Below are 20,185 nucleotides of genomic sequence, written 5' to 3'. Positions count from 1 at the left end.
GTATGTATATGGTTGGTGCTATCCAGCTATTCAGTAAGCAGCCCCAAGAAAAAATAAAAGAAACTGCCTTTGAAATTGCAATGTTAGGGCGCAGCGGTATTGATCCCAAAAAAGATAATTACTCCGTACCGTCACTTAATGGAAGAAAATTTAGTGGTTACCAGATGATCGCTTATTTTTATGTAAGCTGGGCAATCGCAATTCCTGATATGTTATCGCAAATAGGCTTGCCCTTTGATCAGGAATATAAAATTGCTAAACAATTGTCCAACTAAAAACATGTCAGAGATAGAGATTATTATCCAAAAGCTAATTAAGTTTAGGGATGAAAGAGATTGGAAACAGTTTCACAATTCAAAAGACCTGGCTCTTGCTATTTCCATTGAATCTTCAGAATTGCTAGAGCTTTTTCTTTGGAAAGGGAATGAAGAAATTTCTAGGGAAAAGCTAAAAGATGAGTTGGCTGATATCTTATCCTATTGCTTTTTATTAGCAGAAAAGCATCAATTGTCAGTTCCTGAAATCATCCAGGACAAGATCAACAAAAACAACCTGAAATATCCCGCAGATAAAGCCAAAGGGAATGCTAAAAAGTATAATGAATTATGATCGTTTATAAAAAGTCTAAAGGTGAATTTTTAGGTGATATTGACAATTTGATTATTGAAGATATAGTAAGAGAGGGTGTCCTTACTAAACTGCGAAGAAAAGTTGGCGATAGTGAATATCGCTCATGGCAAAATTCTTTGCAATACATGGCTACTATTCTACGATCGGGATCAATTCCTAATGATGCAGGTATAGCAATAGAATATAATATTCCAAGTACGGGAAACAGGATTGACTTCATTGTTTCTGGACAGGATGACATTGGTACTGAACACGCAATTTTGATCGAGCTGAAACAGTGGGATACTATCCAGATGACAAATAAAGATGCAATTGTACGCACCCGTTTTAAGCAGGGTATGAGTGAAGAGCTACACCCTAGCTACCAGGCTTGGTCTTATTCAGCATTGCTTTATGGGTTTAACGAAACTGTCTACTCTGAAAATATTCAGCTGAAACCATGCGCTTATTTACACAATTGTCGGGATATATCCGTTATTACAAATTCGTTTTATAGTGAATATCTAGCCAAGGCTCCGGTGTTTTGTAAAGATAATAAAATTGAATTGAGGGAATTCATCGCTTCATTTATTAAATACGGGGATAAACGTGATATGATCCTACGTATTGAAAATGGTCGAATAAGACCATCCAAGGCATTAGCGGACAATATTAATTCAATGCTCAAGAACAATGCAGAGTTCATCATGATTGATGCGCAAAAGATCGTTCAAGAGGAAGTTCTGGCTCTTGCGACGAGTTCGGAAGTGCCTAAAAAAAATGTCATAATTATTCATGGAGGACCAGGAACAGGTAAGTCTGTTGTAGCTATCAATTTGTTAGCAAAACTCTCCAAAAAGGGCCTCTTTGCATCATATGTTACACGAAACTCGGCACCTCGAGTCGTTTACGAAAGTAAACTCACTGGTTCTATGAAGAAAAGTGAAATATCTAATTTCTTTAAAGGATCAGGCTCCTTTACTGAAACAAAATCCAATGCATATGATGTATTGATTATAGATGAAGCCCATCGTTTGAACGAAAAATCAGGGATGTTTAAAAAGGGAGAAAATCAAATCAAAGAAATTATAAATTCTTCTAAGTGTGCGGTGTTTTTTCTTGATGAGGATCAAAAAGTAACTTTAAACGATATAGGATCGGACGATGAAATAAGGAAGTGGGCAACCTTTTATAATGCTGCGATAACAACTAATGTTTTGACTTCCCAATTTCGATGTGGAGGTTCTGACGGCTATCTTGCATGGTTAGACAATTCGTTGCAAGTCAAAGTAACTGCCAATGTTATTTTAGATACAAAAGAATATGATTTTCGGGTATTTGACGATCCTAATAAGCTTAGGGATATTATTTTTGAAAAAAACAAAGAAAGGAATAAGGCAAGATTGTTGGCAGGTATTTGTTGGAAATGGACGGGTAAGAATGACGAATCGATAAAGGATATAACAATTCCTGAGCATGATTTTTCTATGCGTTGGAACTTAGGCTCAGATGGAATGCTCTGGATCATGAACCCAGAATCTGTAACAGAGGTTGGCTGCATCCACACTAGTCAAGGTCTCGAAGTAGATTATATAGGGGTTATTATTGGTCCCGACTTAGTGGTTAGGAATGGGGAAATAATTACTGATGCCTTTAAAAGAGCAAGTGACGACACAGCCACTTACGGTAAAAGGCAACGATTGAAAAACAATGCATCAGAAACGAAGGTGCTTTTGGATCAGATTATCAAAAATACTTACCGAACGTTAATGTCAAGGGGAATGAAAGGGTGTTATATTTATTGTGTTGACAAAGAAACGGAAACCTATTTTAAATCCTTACTTTAGCGAAATATTACAGGCTGAATTCTCTGCAGGTTCGTTCTAGCTCTAAGAGCAGACCATCTTTAAAAGAAGTCCATGTACTGATCAATCAATGTAACCGGTATTACATCTCCTGCCAACACCAATACATCTCCTTTCGGTTCAAGTGGATTGTTTTCAATAAATTTCTTGTTTTCAGTGAACTTCAACTGCAGGTCAGAAAAATATTGTAGGCGCATAAATAGTCTATAAGTCTCAACTGGGGATAAAATGCACCAGAAAATCCATCGAATCATTTAGCGAGATTAGGGTAATGTAAGTGAGAGGAAGGCTCATACTAGGAAAAGCTGCAGTCTTTTTTATGCGATACTTAAGGATTATAGTTTCCGAACAAATACAGAACAGGTGCTGGAAGATTTACTGTAAAGGATATTTGATTCATAGTATCAAACAGAAAAACGGATAAAGACGCCGGCGGATGAGATTTTGTGCAAGGGGATGAGTTTTAAATAGGGAAATAGATAAGGAATGATTTTTTTTCGCAATTTTGGACCTTACTCAAGACTTAATGAAACTCGCAGAAAATTCCTACCGTTGGGCTATCAAACATCTGTTTAAAGAAAGTGATACCGATTTATTTCCAAGGCCAAAAGAATTAGATGTGGTCGAAGATTTAAAAGAAGACTTGATCACAAAATTGATCGACATCGAATTAGGGTCTTATAATTGGAACGCTGCCAGGAGATTTGTCGTCCCTAAAGATGATGTTGCGTATAGAATTGGTACTCAATTGCAGTTGATTGATAGCATCGTTTTGGGTGCGATTATTTACGAATTTGGAAATAGCATCGAAAGTCGTAGAGCAAATGAAGATACCGTATTCAGCTATCGCTTTAAGCCATTGGCAGATGGTACCTTATATGCAAATAAAAATCCTTGGAATACATTTTGGCGTGCTTATCGGCAAGAGATAGCTATGAAAACGACTAGGCACCATGAAGGTGACGATGACGATGATGACACCTTCGAGTTTTCATTGACTGATGATTACAGTCATGTCGTGACCTGTGATATTTCAGATTTTTATAATCAAATCTACTTACATACTATTGAAAACCAATTAGCAGCTTGTACAATACCCAACCAAGCACAAAAAGCTATCAAAGAGTTGCTTTTATCTTTAAATGCAAATAGTTCCAGAGGTATTCCGATAGGGCCACATACTACACATTTGTTAGCAGAACTAAGTTTGGTGCCAATTGATAAAAGCTTAAGGTTGCAAGGTATTGAGTACAAAAGGTACGTGGATGACTTTGTATTCTTTTGTAACAGCGAGAAAGAAGCCCGTATTCGTATTCAACAATTAGCAGAGATGCTTGATAAGGAACAACGGCTGGTATTGCAACGGCAAAAGACAAAAATTTTTACTGCAGTTGAATTTTTAAATCATACTAAACAATTGTTGATTGAAGACGCAGTTTATGATGCAGAGGTAGAGATTATTCAAATTATACAACGGTATACCGGAGGAGATCCTTATAAAAAGATAAACCTTGAAGTGATCAGCGACAAACACCTTGCCATACTCTCCAAAAAAAATATTGTAACCCTTCTGGATACGTATTTAGCGGATAAAAACTTCAGCAAGTTGAGATGGTTTTATCGTCGTCTCTCACAAATCGGACTTCCCGATGCTATTGATTACTCGATGGAGAACTTTGAAGATCTACTTCCTGCTTTAAATGATGTCTGTCTTTACATTAATTCATGTGCAGAAAATTATGAGTCGGATTGGAAAGATGTGGGCGATATCATATTCGAAATATTTGAAGATGAAATCGTTCAGTCTAATCCGTTTTATCAAATTTCGCTTTTAAATCTTTTCGTTTATAATAATAATCTGAATCATATTGATAAACTTATTTCGCTCTTTAAGAACGGGAACGAAGATCTCCGACGTAAAATCCTTTTGTCGAGCGCACAGTATGAGGACGCTGAAGGCTGGATATTTCAATTAAAAGAGGAGCAAGATCGCTTTTCGCCATGGACGAGGCGGGCGTATATTATTGCCACAAAAAATCTGCCCCTAGATCAAAAGAAATTTTTACACAGTTCGATTCGCCAGCGACTAAATAAAGATGATATTCTCGAAATGCTCATCCTTAAATGGGCTAAATAGTATCTTAGTAAAAATGGTCGCAGGGGTGCTTAGATTTATGACTTTTAGTTGGAGTATCTTAAATTTGATATTGATCGGATTTCGTTTCAAAGGAAAACAGCTTACAAAGTTGTATGCCTATTTTTCTCTGCATTACCATGTCTATCCTTCACTTCATCAGCGGATTTAAAGCCAATTTGAAAATTGCATATTCGCAACCAAACTGATCCATAGAAGATGTTTAAGCTTTTCGCAATCTTCATAGTAAAAAAGGACAAACTCTCATTATAGAGGGAGTTTGTCCAACATGCCGTAAACTTGGTAATTTTTTTACGAACCGCTTTATCGGTGAGTAGTTTCTTCTAAATATTATTTTTTGGACCTAACATCCTGTCTTAGCGATTATAAATACATAAACGAGGCCTATTTCACGATTACCAAATGAACATGTTTGCATTTTCGAAGTAATCATGGTCTAATTAGCGATAAATTAATCATTTGTATCTTAATATTTATAGTATCATTTATGTTAATGATTGGATTACATTCGGCTAATAGCCCGGGTTTTGTATTAAGAGTGGATTTTTGCTCATTTCATCCCGTAAAATTGGCAAGAAATATGCTTTATCAATCCAGGCATGTTTTTCAAAAGGATCGTGGGTTACTGTCGGGCGCAGGGCTGTGCTCTTATCTGCATTTAACTTATACAAAGCTTTGGCTACGTGTATGGGCTTATAGGCATCGGGGCCAATCACCCAGCGCCTTACATCAAAGAATCGGTGATCTTCAAAAGCAAGCTCTATACGTCTTTCATTCCTGTAGCGTGCACGTAGTGCTGATCCGGATTCTGTAAGACCTGGTAAACCGGCCCTTGTTCTCACTTGATTGATATAGGTACGTGCTTCTTCATCTTGATTTAGTTCAATGCACGCTTCAGCATAATTCAACAATACTTCTGCGTATCTGATAAAGCGCCAGGTTAAAGACTGTTTGACAAACAGGGGCTCTACAGTTGGATCCATATATTTTCGTACATAGTAGCCGGTATAAGAGCCATTCCAGTCCTCAATAGTGCTTTTTCTGGTGTCAACGCCATATACTTCAACCATGCTGTTCGTTGTACTGTTCCATCTTTGCGAGATACCAGTCTGTACCTTATTTAGCGGATCCAATCCTTTTACATCATCTGGACGTACCCTCCATGGTGCTTCGTTATAAAGAATAGTAGCGTAAAAGCGAGGCTCCCGGTTTTTATAGGGTTCAGCAGCTTCTGCAGGATTGTTCCAATCGAATTTTGTTCCATCTGCCATTTCGAAATCGTCAACTAGTTCTGCGATCGGCGCATTGGTACCCCAGCCATGATAACCATTGGGTGCAGAATATAAACCAAAATTTTGAGCCATAGGCGTGGTGAAAAATTTGACAAAAATGTCTTCCTCTGTATAGTTGGAAAGAATGACTTCTGTCAGGTTTTGGGCGATGGAATCTGTCTGGGCGGGAATCGCTTTATATAAACGATATGCACCAAGATCAATCACTGCCTTTGCCGCATCTTTCGCTGCCTGCCACCTTGTACTTCTGTTGCCATCTGTGTAACCAATTAACTCGGGATTAGCATAATTTGAAAATACAGGCGTATTATAAAGGTCGCTGGCCGCATACAATAGTACCCGTGCCTTCAAAGCAAGTGCAGCACCTTTTGTTGCTCGTCCTTTGTTATTGCCACTATTTACGTTGGGCAAAAGCGCTGCGGCCTGATCAAGGTCGCTAACAATAAATTCAACTGTTTCCTTAAAAGTATTCCGGGCTACGTTGAAATCACCATCCAGTTCATAGACATCTGTTAGAATTGGCACTCCTCCATACACACTGTTTAAATTGAAATACAAATATGCCCTAAGAAAATGTGCTTCTCCTGTCATCCTGTCTTTAACCGTTTTTCCATCAACCAAAGCATCACTTTCAGGTACTTCGGCAATTTTGTTAAAGAATATATTGCAGTATCGAATGGATTTATACACATCCGCCCAAGAGCGGTACCTGCTTTGATTTCCCCAGCCAGGGATATCATCCTGGGTAATTAAACTGTTATTAAAGTTGAATGAGGCGGCATTTCCACGATAATGTGCTTCATCTACAAGATTGGCTTTCATTCTGCCAACGGTAAGGGGTTCATCAAGCCTGAAGTAGATCTGATTCAAGAAGGTTTCGGCTAATGCCGGATCACTCCACACGGTAGTTTCTGAAAACTCAGAAGAAGGTTGTGTTTCAAGGAAATCCTGTTTGCAACCAACTACTGATAACATGGCAAATAATATAAATAACTTAGATATACGGTTCATATCTGTTTGTTTAAAAAGTTAAGGAAATTCCTAAATTATAGACCTTGTTTAAAGGATACGCAATTCCGGATACAGACTCAGGATCAAAGTCTTTCACTTTTGTAAAAGTCAATAAATTCATCCCGGAGAAATAAATCTGCGCATTGCTAACGGCTAATTTCTTGGTAAAAGAAGCTGGTAATGTATAACCGATTTCTAAGTTTTTCAGTCTTAAATAGTCTGAACTTTGATACCAGTAGGTGTTTGAATTACTTCTCCAATATTCACTATACCTATTCCAAATTCTAGGCTTGTCTGCATCTGGATTTTCTGTTGTCCATCTGCCTTCAACGTCCTGAATAAGATAATTCCCTCCTTCTCCTTGCATCTCAAAGTAGTTGTTGCGTACAGCTCCTAAAGCGCCTTGGAATAACAGATTGGCATAGATGCCTTTATAGGATAAATTAAGGTTTAGCCCAACTATTTTCGTAGGAAGATCGGTTTTGTCCATACGTATTTTATCCAGACCATCAATTACGCCGTCGTTGTTAACATCTTCAAAAATGATGTCGCCTGGACGTGCGTTTGTCCAGTGCGGATAGGCATCTACATCAGCTTGGGTATGAAAAATACCAATGGCTTTATAAATAAGCGCAGCGTTCATTGGGTTGCCGGTAGACTGCTGGTACTCGGGAATGCCTGGTGTCTCGTCCCAGAATTCTATTTTGTTGTTGTTACTGCTTAAATTAGCTGATACGCTGTATTTAAATGCGCCATCATTATTTCGATAACCTAGTTCAAATTCTGTGCCCTTATTAATTACCTCACCGATGTTCTCGCTCGGTAAGGTTAGGCCGCTAGAACTAGGTACAGAAGCATTTCGCTGCCAAAGTATATCTGTTCTATGATTGTAAAAGTATTCGGCTGTGAAAAAAACTTTTCCTTTAAAGAGTTCTCCATCGACCCCTATGTTCGACTGATTAGCCACTTCCCAGGTTACATTCCGGTTTGGTATGCGCAGCTCACTAAGAATTTTATTTTCTACAGTTGAGTTAAAGGTGTAAACGTTAGAGGCGCCTGTGGCAAAGCCATAGCTGGATAGGTATTGATAAGTACTGATTCGGTCATTTCCAGTTTGGCCCCATGATCCTCTGATTTTCAAGTTACTAATTACCGGACTTAGAGGCTTCCAAAACTTTTCCTCCGATACTCGCCAACCTAATGATACGCCTGGGAAGAAACCAAAGCGTTTACTCTCAGGGAAAATATACGAACCATCATAACGCCCCAGGAATTCAAATAGATATTTCCCTTTAAAGTCGTAGTTTACACGCCCGAAGTAGTTTAAGCGAGCCTGTTCAGAGGCAGAACCGGAATTTGTCTTTTCCGCATCCCCACCAGCAAATAACTGGTCTATGGTCGGTGATATAAAGTTTTTACGAAAAGCAGAGAATCCCATGGTTTCTCCTGAAATTCGCTCTACACCCAGCAGGAATTTAAGATTGTGCTTTTCCTTAAAACTCTTTTGATAATTGAGGAGCATATTTAGTGTAAGTAAGTCACTATCCTCCATTTCTTGGGTGAGTTGGGGGTTGGTAAAGCCTTTCTGCCCCTTTATAAGCACAGGCGAATTATTCGCATCATACGTTACACCATCCCAAGAGTACAAATACCAGGGAATTTGCCACAATTTGTCATTGTCATTCCTTTTATCAAGTGCAGCATTACCAGTAAGCGACAACCCTTGCACCCAAGGTACAGTCAACTCAAACCTGGCGTTTGTTTGCAGGATATTTGTCTTATTCCGGTCGTATCCGGTTTGGCTAGTGGTAATAACGACAGGGTTATTTCCATATTCTATATCAGGCCCATTCATTCCATTTGGCCAGAAGGCGGGCATATTCGGTTTTCCCCTCCTAATCATACTAAAAATGTCAGCTGCTGAACGGGTTGGGTAGTTCCTGTTTTCTTCTCTGGCAGCGACATTGATTCCATATTTCAGATATTTCGAAAGATTACCGTCTAAATTTATACGGAAATCCATTTGCTTGTATTTGGTCGCACTGTTTTTATAAATCCCATCCTGATTATTCATTCCGGCAGAAATAAAATATCTTAGATTTTCCTGTCCTCCGGATATATTCAGATTTGCTGTTGTTTGAGGAGCTGCATCCTGGAAAGTTTCTGCAAACCAATCTGTATTCGGATATAGCCAGGGATCTGAACCATCCCTGTATTTCTGCAATATCTCCGGGGTATATTTCGGAGCTTGTCCTGCGTAACTGCTTATTTCATTTAGCATTTCCAGGTAAGTGGCAGCATCTGTGCTTTCAGGAATGACTGTGGGTGTACTATAGCCCTGATTGTAGGTAAGTGTCACTTGTGGTTTTCCAAGCTTTCCCTTTTTTGTAGTAATCAAGATAACACCATTCGCAGCCTGTGCACCATAAATGGCAGCCGAGGCATCCTTTAGAATCGTTACGCTTTCAATATCATTGGGATTTAACCTTTCCAAACCTCTATTGGAAATTCCATCTACAACAATTAAGGGAGAATTGTCTCCTAGTGTATTTCCTCCCCTGATACGCAATGTAGAAGCATCGCCACCTGGCTCCCCCGACCGTGTTACAGCTACAAGACCTGGTAGTCGGCCGGCTAAGGAATTGGATAAGTTTATAGCGGGAGACGAAGTAAGTACATCGCCTTTTACAGAACTTATTGATCCGGTTACGGTGGCTACTTTTTGTGTGCCATACCCGACAACTACAACTTCCTCTAAACTGCTTGATGTTGTTTCTAAAGAAACATTTAATGAAGTACCGGTAACAACTCTTTCAAGGCTTGAAAATCCAAGCATATTAAATACCAATACAGCACCTGACCTAGGAACAGCTATTCGGTAGTTTCCTTCCGAATCGGTGCTAGTTGCTATAGTCGTGTTTTTTAACCTCACCGAAACCCCTGGTAGCGGTTCTCTTTTTTCATCCACAACTTTACCGGTTACAATAAGGTCTTGAGCATGTCGGGAAACTGGAATAATAGTCGCTTTGGAATCACCGGATGATGCAATAAGCGTAACTAAAATCAGCATGACAGCATTGAAAAATACAGCTAATATTTTAAACATTTTAATTAAAATTTATTGAAAATGAATAGGACTTGTTTTATTTCTTTAGGTTATACTCGCCTACTACAGTACCGTCATCAATTAACATTTGCAGTGCTAGAGTCTTTTCTGTGGCTTTGACTTTGATGATGGTACGGGTACCCCCACCTTTGCCTGCAAATCCTGGCCCTCCCCCGATAACAATAGGATAGTTGTGAGTCTTAGGATCAGCGTCAAAAGTTCCATAACGATGCGTATGACCTGAAATGGAAAGGTCTATTTTCCCCTTATTAAATAGTGGGTTGAAAAGTTCCCGACAATGTAGGGTACCATGTCCATCACCAGAATGAAAAACAGGAATATGAATAAAAACCACCCGAAATGTGGCGTCCTTAAATTCTTTGCTTTGTATTTCCTTTTCCAACCAGCGAGCTTGTTTCTCCCGATACTTGTCAAAAGAAACAAGTCCTGAATATTCAATGTGATCATCAGCCTTATCTTCACCTGAATCCATGATGATAAAACGAACCGGACCTTGAGAAAACGCATAATAACAAGAGTCGGATGGGTAATCAAAGTAATCAAACATTTGGCGTGCAAATTTGCCTCTTGGCTCATGATTTCCCTGAACCATCAAAAATGGATAATTAGTAGAAAATACCGTATTAGATGGTGCAAGCAAATCTTTAACGATCTGATCTTCCCCATCTACCCAGTTAAATGCGTCGCCATTGAATACGACAAAATCATAATCACCCTTTTTAGACAACTTTCCCATAAGCTCGGTTATGTTCTCAGGATGATCGTGCAGATCATTTAAAACGACAAAGCTCACTTCATCTGTTTCTTTCGATAGTGTTTTAAATGTAAAAGGACCTTTCCTGATGGTTTCACCGTATATGATCTTATACGGATCAAATACCTCGATTTCTTTTGATACTACATAATACTGATAAGTGGTACCCTGCAACAATCCATCAATTCTTACTTTTGTAATGCGGTTATTTGCTGCTCTTAAGCCGTTCTTTTCTTGATAAATTGTCTGATTTGATTTTCCGGGCTGAACAATCTCAACCCAATTAACACTGCTGTTTGTATTTATCCACATGATTGTAATACCATCGGAGGTCATGTTTTGCAGATAAGGTTCAACCAGAAAAGAATTGCCTTTTGTACTTTCAGATGCTCCTTTAGGCTCATTTTGTGGAGTTGTAGAGAAGGGCAGAAACATAAATAATCCTGCCTTGGATACATGTTCTATGAAAGTTCGTCTTTTAAGATGGTCTAAATTTTCTTTTGCCATTGTTTTTTAGTAAAATTCACCTCGGCAAGTATAGATGACCTATTTAAACTTAAAAACAATTGTGTATTAAATAATAGACATAGACGCAGACCTTTTAACCAGCTTGGCCGTAATGTTCGGTATGAACCGTCAAACTATCCTGCAGAGGGAGACAGGTATCTTTCTTAAACCTTTACAGGCAAGAACATGTCGTTGGTGGTCCTGGATATGCAGCCTTAAGCTGCTAAGCAGCTAAGAATGTCTGTTACAATATCGATTGCCTCCTTGAAAGTGCCCCGGATTTAAATTGAGTATGTTATAGCCGGGCTCCCCAGGTAACTGATTAAGAATGCATTACAAATGCTTCATTATTTACAACGATGAGTGTAAAGAATTAATGTGATCATCTGCATGTGTGTCGGCAAATGAACCACATTTAATGTGCAAGCGTCAAACTGGCTTATTTTAAACTGCTCGACTGAATAGGCTAAGACTGGCATGCTTCTGTCCCTAAATCATCCTAAACCGAAAATCCTAATAGGAATCTAGAATTTCGCTATCTATGTAAGTTTAGCACTGTAATAAATTAATTGCGGTTTTTTCTTTGTTTAATCATTCCAAACCTTTTTTTCGATCTATGATTTCTAATTAGATTTGTTGATTATTATTTTTAATAATTCTAAATAAGCCTTTGAAATTATAATTTCTATATGCATCTTTACGGCTGTTTAGAATTAATCTTAATAGGTGGACAGGCTTTTACTCTTTTTATTTCTTCTTGTTTCGGTATCTGTAAATGCACAAAGTAAATATGTTGTTCTTCACGGAAAAGTCCTCGATCAGCGAAACCAGCCCATAGAATTTGCAACGGTTAGGCTGGTAAGTTTGGAGCGTGTAGTGTACTCAGATCATAAGGGCAATTTTACATTTTCAGAGAAGATAACTCATTTACCATCAGTGACGATTAAAGTATCTGTGGTAGGTAAGAAGACAGTAGAACGGGTTATTCTTGCTACAGAATACAATAAAGAAATCCTTTTTGTATTAGATGATTTGAGCCTTACATTAAATGATGTTGAAGTAACGGCTAAACGAAATGGTAGCGATGTATCTAACTCCTCTATTGTGTTTAACCGTCAAGCTATTGAGCAAGTTCAGGCATTTAGTATTATGGATGTTCTGAATAATTTGCCCGGAAAAGCGTCCGTCACTCCCGACCTGCATCATTCCCAAACACTAACTCTTCGTGGTGAAGCGGGCGGCAACTATGCGATGAGTAATTCCCTTGGCGTTGCTATTATTATTGATGGTATACGCCAATCAAACGATGCAAATATGCAAAATCGTGCAGTTTCTCAATGGGGGATGGCTGGTTCAACCATAAGTGGACGTGTTGGAGGAACCTCTTATGATGTTCCGTTTACAGGACTAGATCTACGCGATATTCCTGCCGACAATATTGAAAGTATTGAAGTGGTACAGGGGGTAGCAGCAGCAAAGTATAGCGAAATGACAGATGGTGCTGTAATTATAAACCGGCAGGCAGGTAAAACACCTTACCAGGCAAATGTGGCTATAAATGCCGGTTCAACTAAGTTTTCTTTATCGAAGGGGTATCTGCTTGATAACAACTTAGGAGCTGTCAACATCAGTTTGGGATACTTAAATAGTAATGAAGACCCAAGAGATAAAATTCAAAGCTATAACCGTATAAATACTGGTTTAATGTGGACCTGGAAATCTAAAGAGAGATTTAAAAATACCGTTTCCCTTGACTACAATACTCGTTCGGATGATGAAAAGCAAGATCCGGATGATGCAGAGCAGCTAGTTACTTATGTGAAAAGCCGATCCGTGAGTATCAGTAACCGCTCATCATTAGATTTAAAAAGCGCCTATGTTTCAAACATCAGCACAACCTTTTCTTATAACAGAGCTTACCAGGATACTTATAAGCAATGGCTTTTAAATAGCTTGCCAAAGGGAATAGCCAATAAGGATACCACCGGATTTTACTTAGGGTTTTATTTACCAGGCCGGTATCTGGCGGTAGAACAGATAATTGGTGAACCAGAAAATATAAGCGCATCGTTAAGTTTAAGTAATACAATCTATGTTGGTCAAGCATCACATTCAGTAAATGCGGGAGCTAATTTTTCTTCATCTGCTAACAAAGGGCTTGGTATTGTAGATAATAGTGATAACCCCCGGTGGGTAAACACTGGCGGTACCAATGAACGCCCCTACGATTATGACAAGCTGGTACCAGCAATGATAAACTATGGTTTTTATATTCAGGATAGTTATAAAAGTAAAATATTCAAAAAAGGTCTAAATATTAATGCAGGGCTTCGGTATGATCTGTCTAATGGCAGTTCGAGCATTCAGCCTCGTCTAAATGCGAATCTGGAGCTTTCTAAAAAATGGCGATTAAATGCTGCTTATGGCATTTCGTCTAAATCCCCAACACTTGCCCATCGTTATCCGGCCGCAATATATACAGACCTTGTGATAAAAGATTATTATGAATCTTATACATCTCCATCTAACCTGTTCCTTGTTTATTCAGAAAAGATACTTTCAGACAACAGCCGGTTAAAGCCTTCCAAGTCAACTCAATTCGAAATAGGCAGTCACTTTACATCTAAGTGGGTTACATCATCTCTTTTCTTATATTATAAGAATAACCGGAATGGTTTTAGCAATCAGCAAAATTTCAGAACTATTACTTTGCCCGAGTTTCAATTTATTTATACATCGGGGCAGCCAACAACGTATTACCCGACAGGCGGCTTTGTCAATTATGCAGGTATAAGCGATTATAATCCTTCAAATGGGTTGTCATCAGATAATAAAGGGGCAGAATTTGCTATCGCTATTAAGAAAATACCATTAATTCAGACATCTTTTTCGCTAAACACGACATTTAATTACAGCGATTATAAAAGTGTAGATCAAAATATTAAAGCAGTTGAAGCCTCATTTATCAATGCCGGCCGTGAAGCCTGGTATGGCGTCTATCCGCCTGAAGAACATAAGGATTGGTCAAGCATGTCAAAGCTTAGCAGCAGTACGCATATACCCCGTTTAGGTTTTATAGTCACAACATCAGCCGATATTTTCTGGGAAAGGCAAAATAAAAAGCCAGAAAACCGTGGTTACCCAATTGCCTACATTGACAAGAACTATGTCATACATCCAATTACCAATTTTGACCCTGCAAATATTGATTATGGTTACCTGACTTATAATGACTCTGCGGAGAGTTTAACGAAACAGCCATTTGTCTACGCAAACATTAATTTGCAGATAGCAAAAGAGATTAGAAAAAAAATAAATATTGCTATAAATGCCTATAACGTATTTAATATCCGGCCATCTTATCTGTCTTATAACTCTTCTGAACAAACACAAACATATACTCAATTAAATTCTCCGTTAACGATAACAGGAGGCGTTTCATTTAAATTTTAACCCCCAAATAATGAAAAAACAAATTTTACTATTAACGGCATTGGCATGTGTGATTTTCTCCTGCAAAAAGGATGATTGGAATACGGTAGAGCCAGTTAACCTAGTTGTTAGCTTAGCTTATACCGATGAGGCTGCAGGATTGGAAATGCCAAAAAAAGATGCGGAAATCACATTAATTAACCTAAGCAACAATGAAACCATTCAGGCTAAGACCAATGAAAGTGGTGTAGCATCTTTCGTGAAAATTTCTCCCGGAATCTATACGATTAAAGGTAGTATCACGATTTCAGCTGAAAATTACAGCACAATCACGGGTGTTAAAACAGAGGATGATATAGTGTTCAATACAAACCTGTCTAATCAAAGTGTAGTAGAAGACAATTCATCAATTGAAATGAAATTATCTTCAGGGAAAATAGGGGATTGGCTGTTTAAACAAATCTATTATTCCGGTTCGCACACGACAAATGGTGCGGTTTTTAGAGATTGTTTTGTAGAGATTTATAATAACTCGAATAGCACCCTTTATGCCGACAGTCTTTATTTTTCGCAAATAATAGGTGTGAACAATGTGACTGTTAATTATCCGAATATTGGCTATTTGTCCAGCAACCAATTTGATTGGAACCAGTCTTTAAATATGATTGGCGCGCGCGCTAATGAAGATTATGTATATGCTAATTCGATGTTTATGGTTCCGGGAACAGGAAAGCAATATCCTGTATTACCGGGAAAGAGCTTTATTATTGCCGTGACTGCTGTGAATCATAAGGAGCCTTATGTGATGAACAGTGGTGTTGCTCAAAACGTAGGTGATCCAAGCCTGACCGTTGATTTAAGTACTGCTGAATTTGAAGCTAATTTAGTTAGTTACAACAAATCAACAACGCCATATAAATGGGATGTGAACAACCCGGCTGTGCCAGACTTAAAGGTGCTTTACTCGAATGATAATGACCTTACTTTTAATGCTAAAGGTTACGAAGCTTTAGTAATTTTTAAAGTCGCTGCAACAGTAAATCCTGCAACATGGCCAGCTTATTCATCTCCTAATATCAGAACCATAACGAGTACTACCCAGCTGTATCCGCAGATTCCAATCAGCACTATCATTGATGCCGTAGAACTTGAAAACCCGGTTTCGTCACTGCGCGTTCCTAAAAGATTACAGAATCAATTAGATGCCGGACCGGCATATGTGCCTGCCGGGCAATACGCATCTCAATCACTTGTTCGTAAAACGGTGAAAACGGTAAACGGAAGACGTGTATTGCAGGATACCAATAATTCTCACAATGATTTTGGATATAAAGAACGGGCTGATGCATCAAAATCAGAAGCTTCATTCAATTTTACGCCACTTCCTTAACTACATATGAATAAGTTGACTGCTTATTTAATAATTGCTGTTTTATCAGTACCCTGTTTTGCTGTTGGGCAAAACAGGGATGATAGTATCTATTTTTTTAAACAAAGCCGGGAGCGTTTAACGTTTGCAAAATATAGTGCAACGCTGCTTAACGGATCAGGAATTGATAGCTCAGGTAAAGCCAGCATTGGGTTAAGCTACGAAAAGGGGCCTTTTAAACAGGCTCAGCAGGCTTACTCAACTTTTACAACAAGGTTCTACACCGAAGGCATACGTAAACTTGGGCGATTTAAGGTTGCGGGCAGTTTTAATTTTGATAAAGTTTGGGACGATAGCCTGTCATGGACCCTTCGAGGCACTAATTTTATGGAAGAGCCGTATTATTTTTTTGCAGCAAAAGCAGGGAAATATGAACGGCAGGACTATAACTTAAATGGTGTAATCTCTTATGACGTTTTGAAAGACAAGGTATATTTATCATTAGGTGCAGAACATAATTATCATCTCAGTACACGATCTGTTGACCCAAGGCCAGAAATTAGCAATTTCCTTTTTGTTATCAAGCCTGAAATAACAGTGCGTTTAAAAAATCAGCTGATAGGATTCGGTGTAGACTGGGGTTACGGAAATGAAACAATAGGAATTGGTTACAAAAACCAGAACTTTAGATTTAACACCTTGTATGAAGATAGGGTTACTTATCTTTCTTATGGATATGGTAAATTTAGAACGGGTAGCGGACTGATTAATGCAAGGTATCGTGAATATTCAGGCTTAAACCTAAGCTACCTGTTATCATTGAAAGAATTTGAGCTAAAGGCTAATATTGCACGTGTATTCTGGTTGGATAACAATGTTGCAAGTTTTAATGACTATAAGAACAATAATATATTTAGTAAATTTCGTTTGGACACCTATAAGGCAGATGTTTTAGTTTCAAAAAATAATGCTGATCGTAATCAGCAACTCATAATTAATGTACTTTCAAGCAGGGGTGACGATTGGTTATCAGAATTTTATGCGAACAATTACTTATACCGAGGATCTTCCTTGGGTTTTTCTTATACCTATTTAAAGAAGGAAAAAGAGCTATCTCCTGAATTTGGAATAAACGTTTTATACAACAATACTTACAAAAGGGATGCGGGAGAATCTACTGTTGCTGATTATACCTCATTACATACAGGTTTAAGTTTAGGTTTTTACAAACAACTTAAAAATAAGGAACACCTCTCTTTTGAAGTAGCACCCTCAGCTATCTTTCCTTTAAAAAGTGACCTCTCTGTTCCAAGGAAAGAAGGTACACGTTTCACCCGAGGCGTTATTTATCCTGATTATTACTTTCAGAATACCAAAGCGGGACAGCTAAAAGGAAATATAGAATATTTGTCCAGGAATATGATAAAGCAGTTTAATACGGGGATTAAACTACAAGCGACTTACCTGAGAAGCCTTGAATCGATATCTCCTACTTACCCGGTCTATAGCATTCCCGGTAAATCCCGCACCCTAATTGATTTGAATTTTAACCTTTATTTTTAGTCCGATGAAAAAGATCCTGGCAGCGATATCTCTTTTTATGTTTTTTTTATTCATCTTGTCTTTTCAGTCTTTCAAACTTAGTAATACTGCAGATTTAAGCATAGATTCTCTAAGGGAGATATATTCACAATCACCAGAAAACTGGCCCAAGCCGTTTCTTGATCCTGGGGTCGAATTTAATGAGCTTGGTCAATTACCGAAACCGCCATTCACAGAAAATACAGATTCGGTAAAAGGAAAGGTTAAACTTGGGAAAATGTTATTCTTCGATCCAAGACTTTCGGGTTCTAACCAAATTTCCTGCAGCAGTTGCCATGCTCCTGACCTTAACTGGACTGATGGTCGTGAGGTATCTATCGGGCATGGTCACATGGCTAACACCAGGAATGCACAATCCGTACAGAATATATGGTTTTTTAAGCGCTTGTTTTGGGATGGTCGTGCAGCAAGTCTGGAAGAGCAGGCTACTGGCCCAATCGGTTCGGATATAGAAATGCACCAGGAGATCAAAGCGCTACCGCGTAAGCTGAAGAAAATTAAAGGATATGAGCCGCTTTTTGCAGAAGCCTTTGGAGATAAAAAAGTTACAGAAGCTCGCATTTTAAAAGCTTTGGCAACTTACCAGATCACCCTAGTAAGCAGGCAAACCGATTTTGATTACTTTTTGCAGGGAAACAAAAAGCGGATGACGGATCAACAGATCCTCGGTCTGCATCTGTTTCGTACCAAAGCACGTTGCATGAACTGTCATAATGGACCCCTGTTTACTGATGGCGGATTTCATAACGAAGGCTTAACCTATTATGGCCGTGACAAATTTCAGGATTTGGGTTTATACAACGTAACCAAAGTAACACAAGATGTGGGCAAATTTAAAACACCTGGCTTACGCGACGTAATGCGGACAGGGCCATGGTTTCATAATGGCCTATTTGGAAATATAGATGGCGTGATGAATATGTATAACGCCGGTATGGCAAGGCCAAAACCAAAGCCCGAGCAACTTAATGATCCGTTGTTTCCACGAACAGATCCCCTGTTACAAAAGTTAAACCTTTCTAAAGAAGAACGAGATGCCCTGGTAGCATTTTTGAGATCCATAACCACTGAACCCTGGAAAGTGCGTCAGCCCGTTTTACCGCAATAAAAACTAGTCTCCATAAAAACATAAGGGTTAATTTGGTAAGCAAATTGTTGTGACGAATTACACCGTTTTACATTGTGTCCAGGGACAAGCTCAAATCTCAAATTTTCAGATCAAGAGCCAAATACTTCCATATCATATACCAAATTTTGTTTATGATTTAACAAACCGAACCTAAATAGCATAGGTGAATATGGTTGTAACGTATATTATGTCGTGAATTATCTGATTAGGTTATTTTTCAAAATGTATTTCAATAATAAACTTAACCCGTCTTTTTCACAGCATTAAATTTCTTTCTGTATTCAAGAGGGGTTTTGCCTGTAACGGATTTGAAATGCCTGTTGAAATTTGAAAAGTTCATCAATCCACATTCGTAAGATATAATGGCGATACTCAGGTTGCTTTCAGTGAGTAATTTGCAGGCATGACTAATTCTTAATTCAAGCAAAAAGAAGGAATACCGCTTTCGGGTTCTGGATTTAAAATACCTGCAAAAGGAGTGTGGACATAAATGTACCAATTCAGCAATCTCTTTTAAAGTGATTTCTTTGGAAAAATTAGCCAGCGTATAATGGAAGATTCGATTTAATCGACTATCATCCGACTTATGAAAGGAGTAGCCGAAGGCTGTATGTGATATTATCCGGTTACTTTGTGACCCAGCAATTAAATTAAGCAATTGCAATAGGATTATAAACCTATCCGTATTTCGGGCAATCATTGAAGAATGAATGAGGGCCTTAGCTGACAGAAGTGTTTCGCTATGAATGCTGATTCCAAAAGATGCCTGATTCAATAAATCAGCAATCTTCTTGTTTTCAGGTAAGGATAAAAAGGGATTAAAGAGTTCTGGTTGAAAATGAATAACGACAACTTCATCAGGATAATTTGGATTATAATCCTGATCAGGACGCAGCATATGAGGAACATTTGAACCTATAAAAAAAAGTTGATCTTCCTTAAAATAATCTACGCTATCACCAATACACCTTGTCCCTGACCCGTGGATAATATAAATGATTTCAACTTCTTGGTGGTAATGCCATTGTTTGTTGAATTTTAATCCCATCTCTAGCTGAACACTGAAGGATTGCCCTCCATCCATTGGAATTTTTTGAAGATGTGGATTCATATTAATAGTATTATAACTTAAATAATAGATTAATCTTTAAAATAGGTTAACATAGTATTAAAAGTAGTTAATACTATGTTAAATAACAATATTTATTTCAGTTAATTTTATCATAATCAAAACGTTATGGTATGGAAAGAAATTCAACATTAGTAGTCGACCTGAAGAGCGTCGGGATTTATGATATTGACATAGCAGGTGGAAAAAATGCTTCATTGGGCG

Annotated in this window: 13 protein-coding genes; 8 read left to right on the top strand and 5 right to left on the bottom strand. The window is 38.3% G+C overall.

Annotated features, from left to right (window positions below):
- The 3 genes from ADIARSV_RS21935 to ADIARSV_RS15595 form a co-directional block, all read left to right on the top strand.
- Positions 1-275, top strand: a 275-nt coding sequence (locus ADIARSV_RS21935) for a hypothetical protein (RefSeq protein WP_200864763.1), incomplete at its 5' end; no start/stop codon positions are given.
- Between the two features lie 4 nt (positions 276-279).
- Positions 280-609, top strand: a complete 330-nt coding sequence (locus ADIARSV_RS15600) for a nucleotide pyrophosphohydrolase (RefSeq protein WP_016196575.1) — start codon at positions 280-282, stop codon at positions 607-609.
- Positions 606-2,456, top strand: coding sequence for a DNA/RNA helicase domain-containing protein (locus tag ADIARSV_RS15595; RefSeq protein ID WP_016196574.1), 1,851 nt, complete (start codon positions 606-608; stop codon positions 2,454-2,456). The genes ADIARSV_RS15600 and ADIARSV_RS15595 overlap by 4 nt, the downstream gene beginning before the upstream one ends.
- 59 nt (positions 2,457-2,515) lie before the next feature.
- Here the strand turns inward: ADIARSV_RS15595 and ADIARSV_RS21930 are convergent, their stop codons facing one another.
- A complete protein-coding gene (locus tag ADIARSV_RS21930) occupies positions 2,516-2,671 on the bottom strand; it encodes a hypothetical protein (RefSeq protein ID WP_160166678.1) in 156 nt (51 codons plus the stop codon).
- Between the two features lie 329 nt (positions 2,672-3,000).
- On the opposite strand from ADIARSV_RS21930, the gene ADIARSV_RS15590 reads away from it, so the two are divergent.
- Positions 3,001-4,611: an RNA-directed DNA polymerase gene (locus ADIARSV_RS15590; RefSeq protein ID WP_016196572.1), complete on the top strand. Its 1,611-nt coding sequence runs from the start codon at positions 3,001-3,003 to the stop codon at positions 4,609-4,611.
- A gap of 530 nt (positions 4,612-5,141) precedes the next feature.
- On the opposite strand, the gene ADIARSV_RS15585 is transcribed toward ADIARSV_RS15590, so the two are convergent.
- Genes ADIARSV_RS15585 through ADIARSV_RS15575 form a run of 3 tightly spaced genes read right to left on the bottom strand, consistent with a single transcriptional unit; the run spans position 5,142 to position 11,320 of the window.
- Entirely contained in the window at positions 5,142-6,932 is a 1,791-nt protein-coding gene (locus tag ADIARSV_RS15585) for a RagB/SusD family nutrient uptake outer membrane protein (RefSeq protein ID WP_040300345.1), read from the bottom strand.
- Positions 6,933-6,942: 10 nt separating this feature from the next.
- Complete coding sequence (locus ADIARSV_RS15580) at positions 6,943-10,038, bottom strand: SusC/RagA family TonB-linked outer membrane protein (protein ID WP_016196569.1); 3,096 nt, start codon at positions 10,036-10,038, stop codon at positions 6,943-6,945.
- Positions 10,039-10,075: 37 nt separating this feature from the next.
- Complete coding sequence (locus ADIARSV_RS15575) at positions 10,076-11,320, bottom strand: purple acid phosphatase family protein (RefSeq protein ID WP_016196568.1); 1,245 nt, start codon at positions 11,318-11,320, stop codon at positions 10,076-10,078.
- A 726-nt stretch (positions 11,321-12,046) separates the two neighbouring features.
- Here ADIARSV_RS15575 and ADIARSV_RS15570 point away from each other — a divergent pair.
- The 4 genes from ADIARSV_RS15570 to ADIARSV_RS15555 are packed head-to-tail and all read left to right on the top strand — an operon-like array spanning position 12,047 to position 18,831.
- Positions 12,047-14,773 (top strand): TonB-dependent receptor, encoded by a 2,727-nt coding sequence (locus ADIARSV_RS15570; protein WP_052017034.1) that lies wholly within the window; start codon positions 12,047-12,049, stop codon positions 14,771-14,773.
- Between the two features lie 10 nt (positions 14,774-14,783).
- Positions 14,784-16,142 carry a DUF4876 domain-containing protein gene (locus ADIARSV_RS15565; protein ID WP_016196566.1) on the top strand — a complete coding sequence of 453 codons (1,359 nt, stop codon included), beginning with the start codon at positions 14,784-14,786 and terminating at the stop codon, positions 16,140-16,142.
- A 6-nt stretch (positions 16,143-16,148) separates the two neighbouring features.
- The gene (locus ADIARSV_RS15560) at positions 16,149-17,684 is read left to right on the top strand and encodes a DUF6850 family outer membrane beta-barrel protein (RefSeq protein WP_016196565.1); all 1,536 of its coding nucleotides are present in this window, start codon (positions 16,149-16,151) and stop codon (positions 17,682-17,684) included.
- A gap of 4 nt (positions 17,685-17,688) precedes the next feature.
- The gene (locus tag ADIARSV_RS15555) at positions 17,689-18,831 is read left to right on the top strand and encodes a cytochrome-c peroxidase (protein ID WP_016196564.1); all 1,143 of its coding nucleotides are present in this window, start codon (positions 17,689-17,691) and stop codon (positions 18,829-18,831) included.
- 262 nt (positions 18,832-19,093) lie between these two features.
- Here ADIARSV_RS15555 and ADIARSV_RS15550 read toward each other — a convergent pair whose 3' ends face one another.
- Positions 19,094-19,963 carry a helix-turn-helix domain-containing protein gene (locus ADIARSV_RS15550; RefSeq protein WP_016196563.1) on the bottom strand — a complete coding sequence of 290 codons (870 nt, stop codon included), beginning with the start codon at positions 19,961-19,963 and terminating at the stop codon, positions 19,094-19,096.
- Positions 19,964-20,185 lie beyond the last annotated feature (222 nt).

It is taken from the genome of Arcticibacter svalbardensis MN12-7 (assembly GCF_000403135.1).
Classification (GTDB): domain Bacteria; phylum Bacteroidota; class Bacteroidia; order Sphingobacteriales; family Sphingobacteriaceae; genus Arcticibacter; species Arcticibacter svalbardensis.
This window is presented reverse-complemented; position numbering and strand designations above follow the sequence as displayed.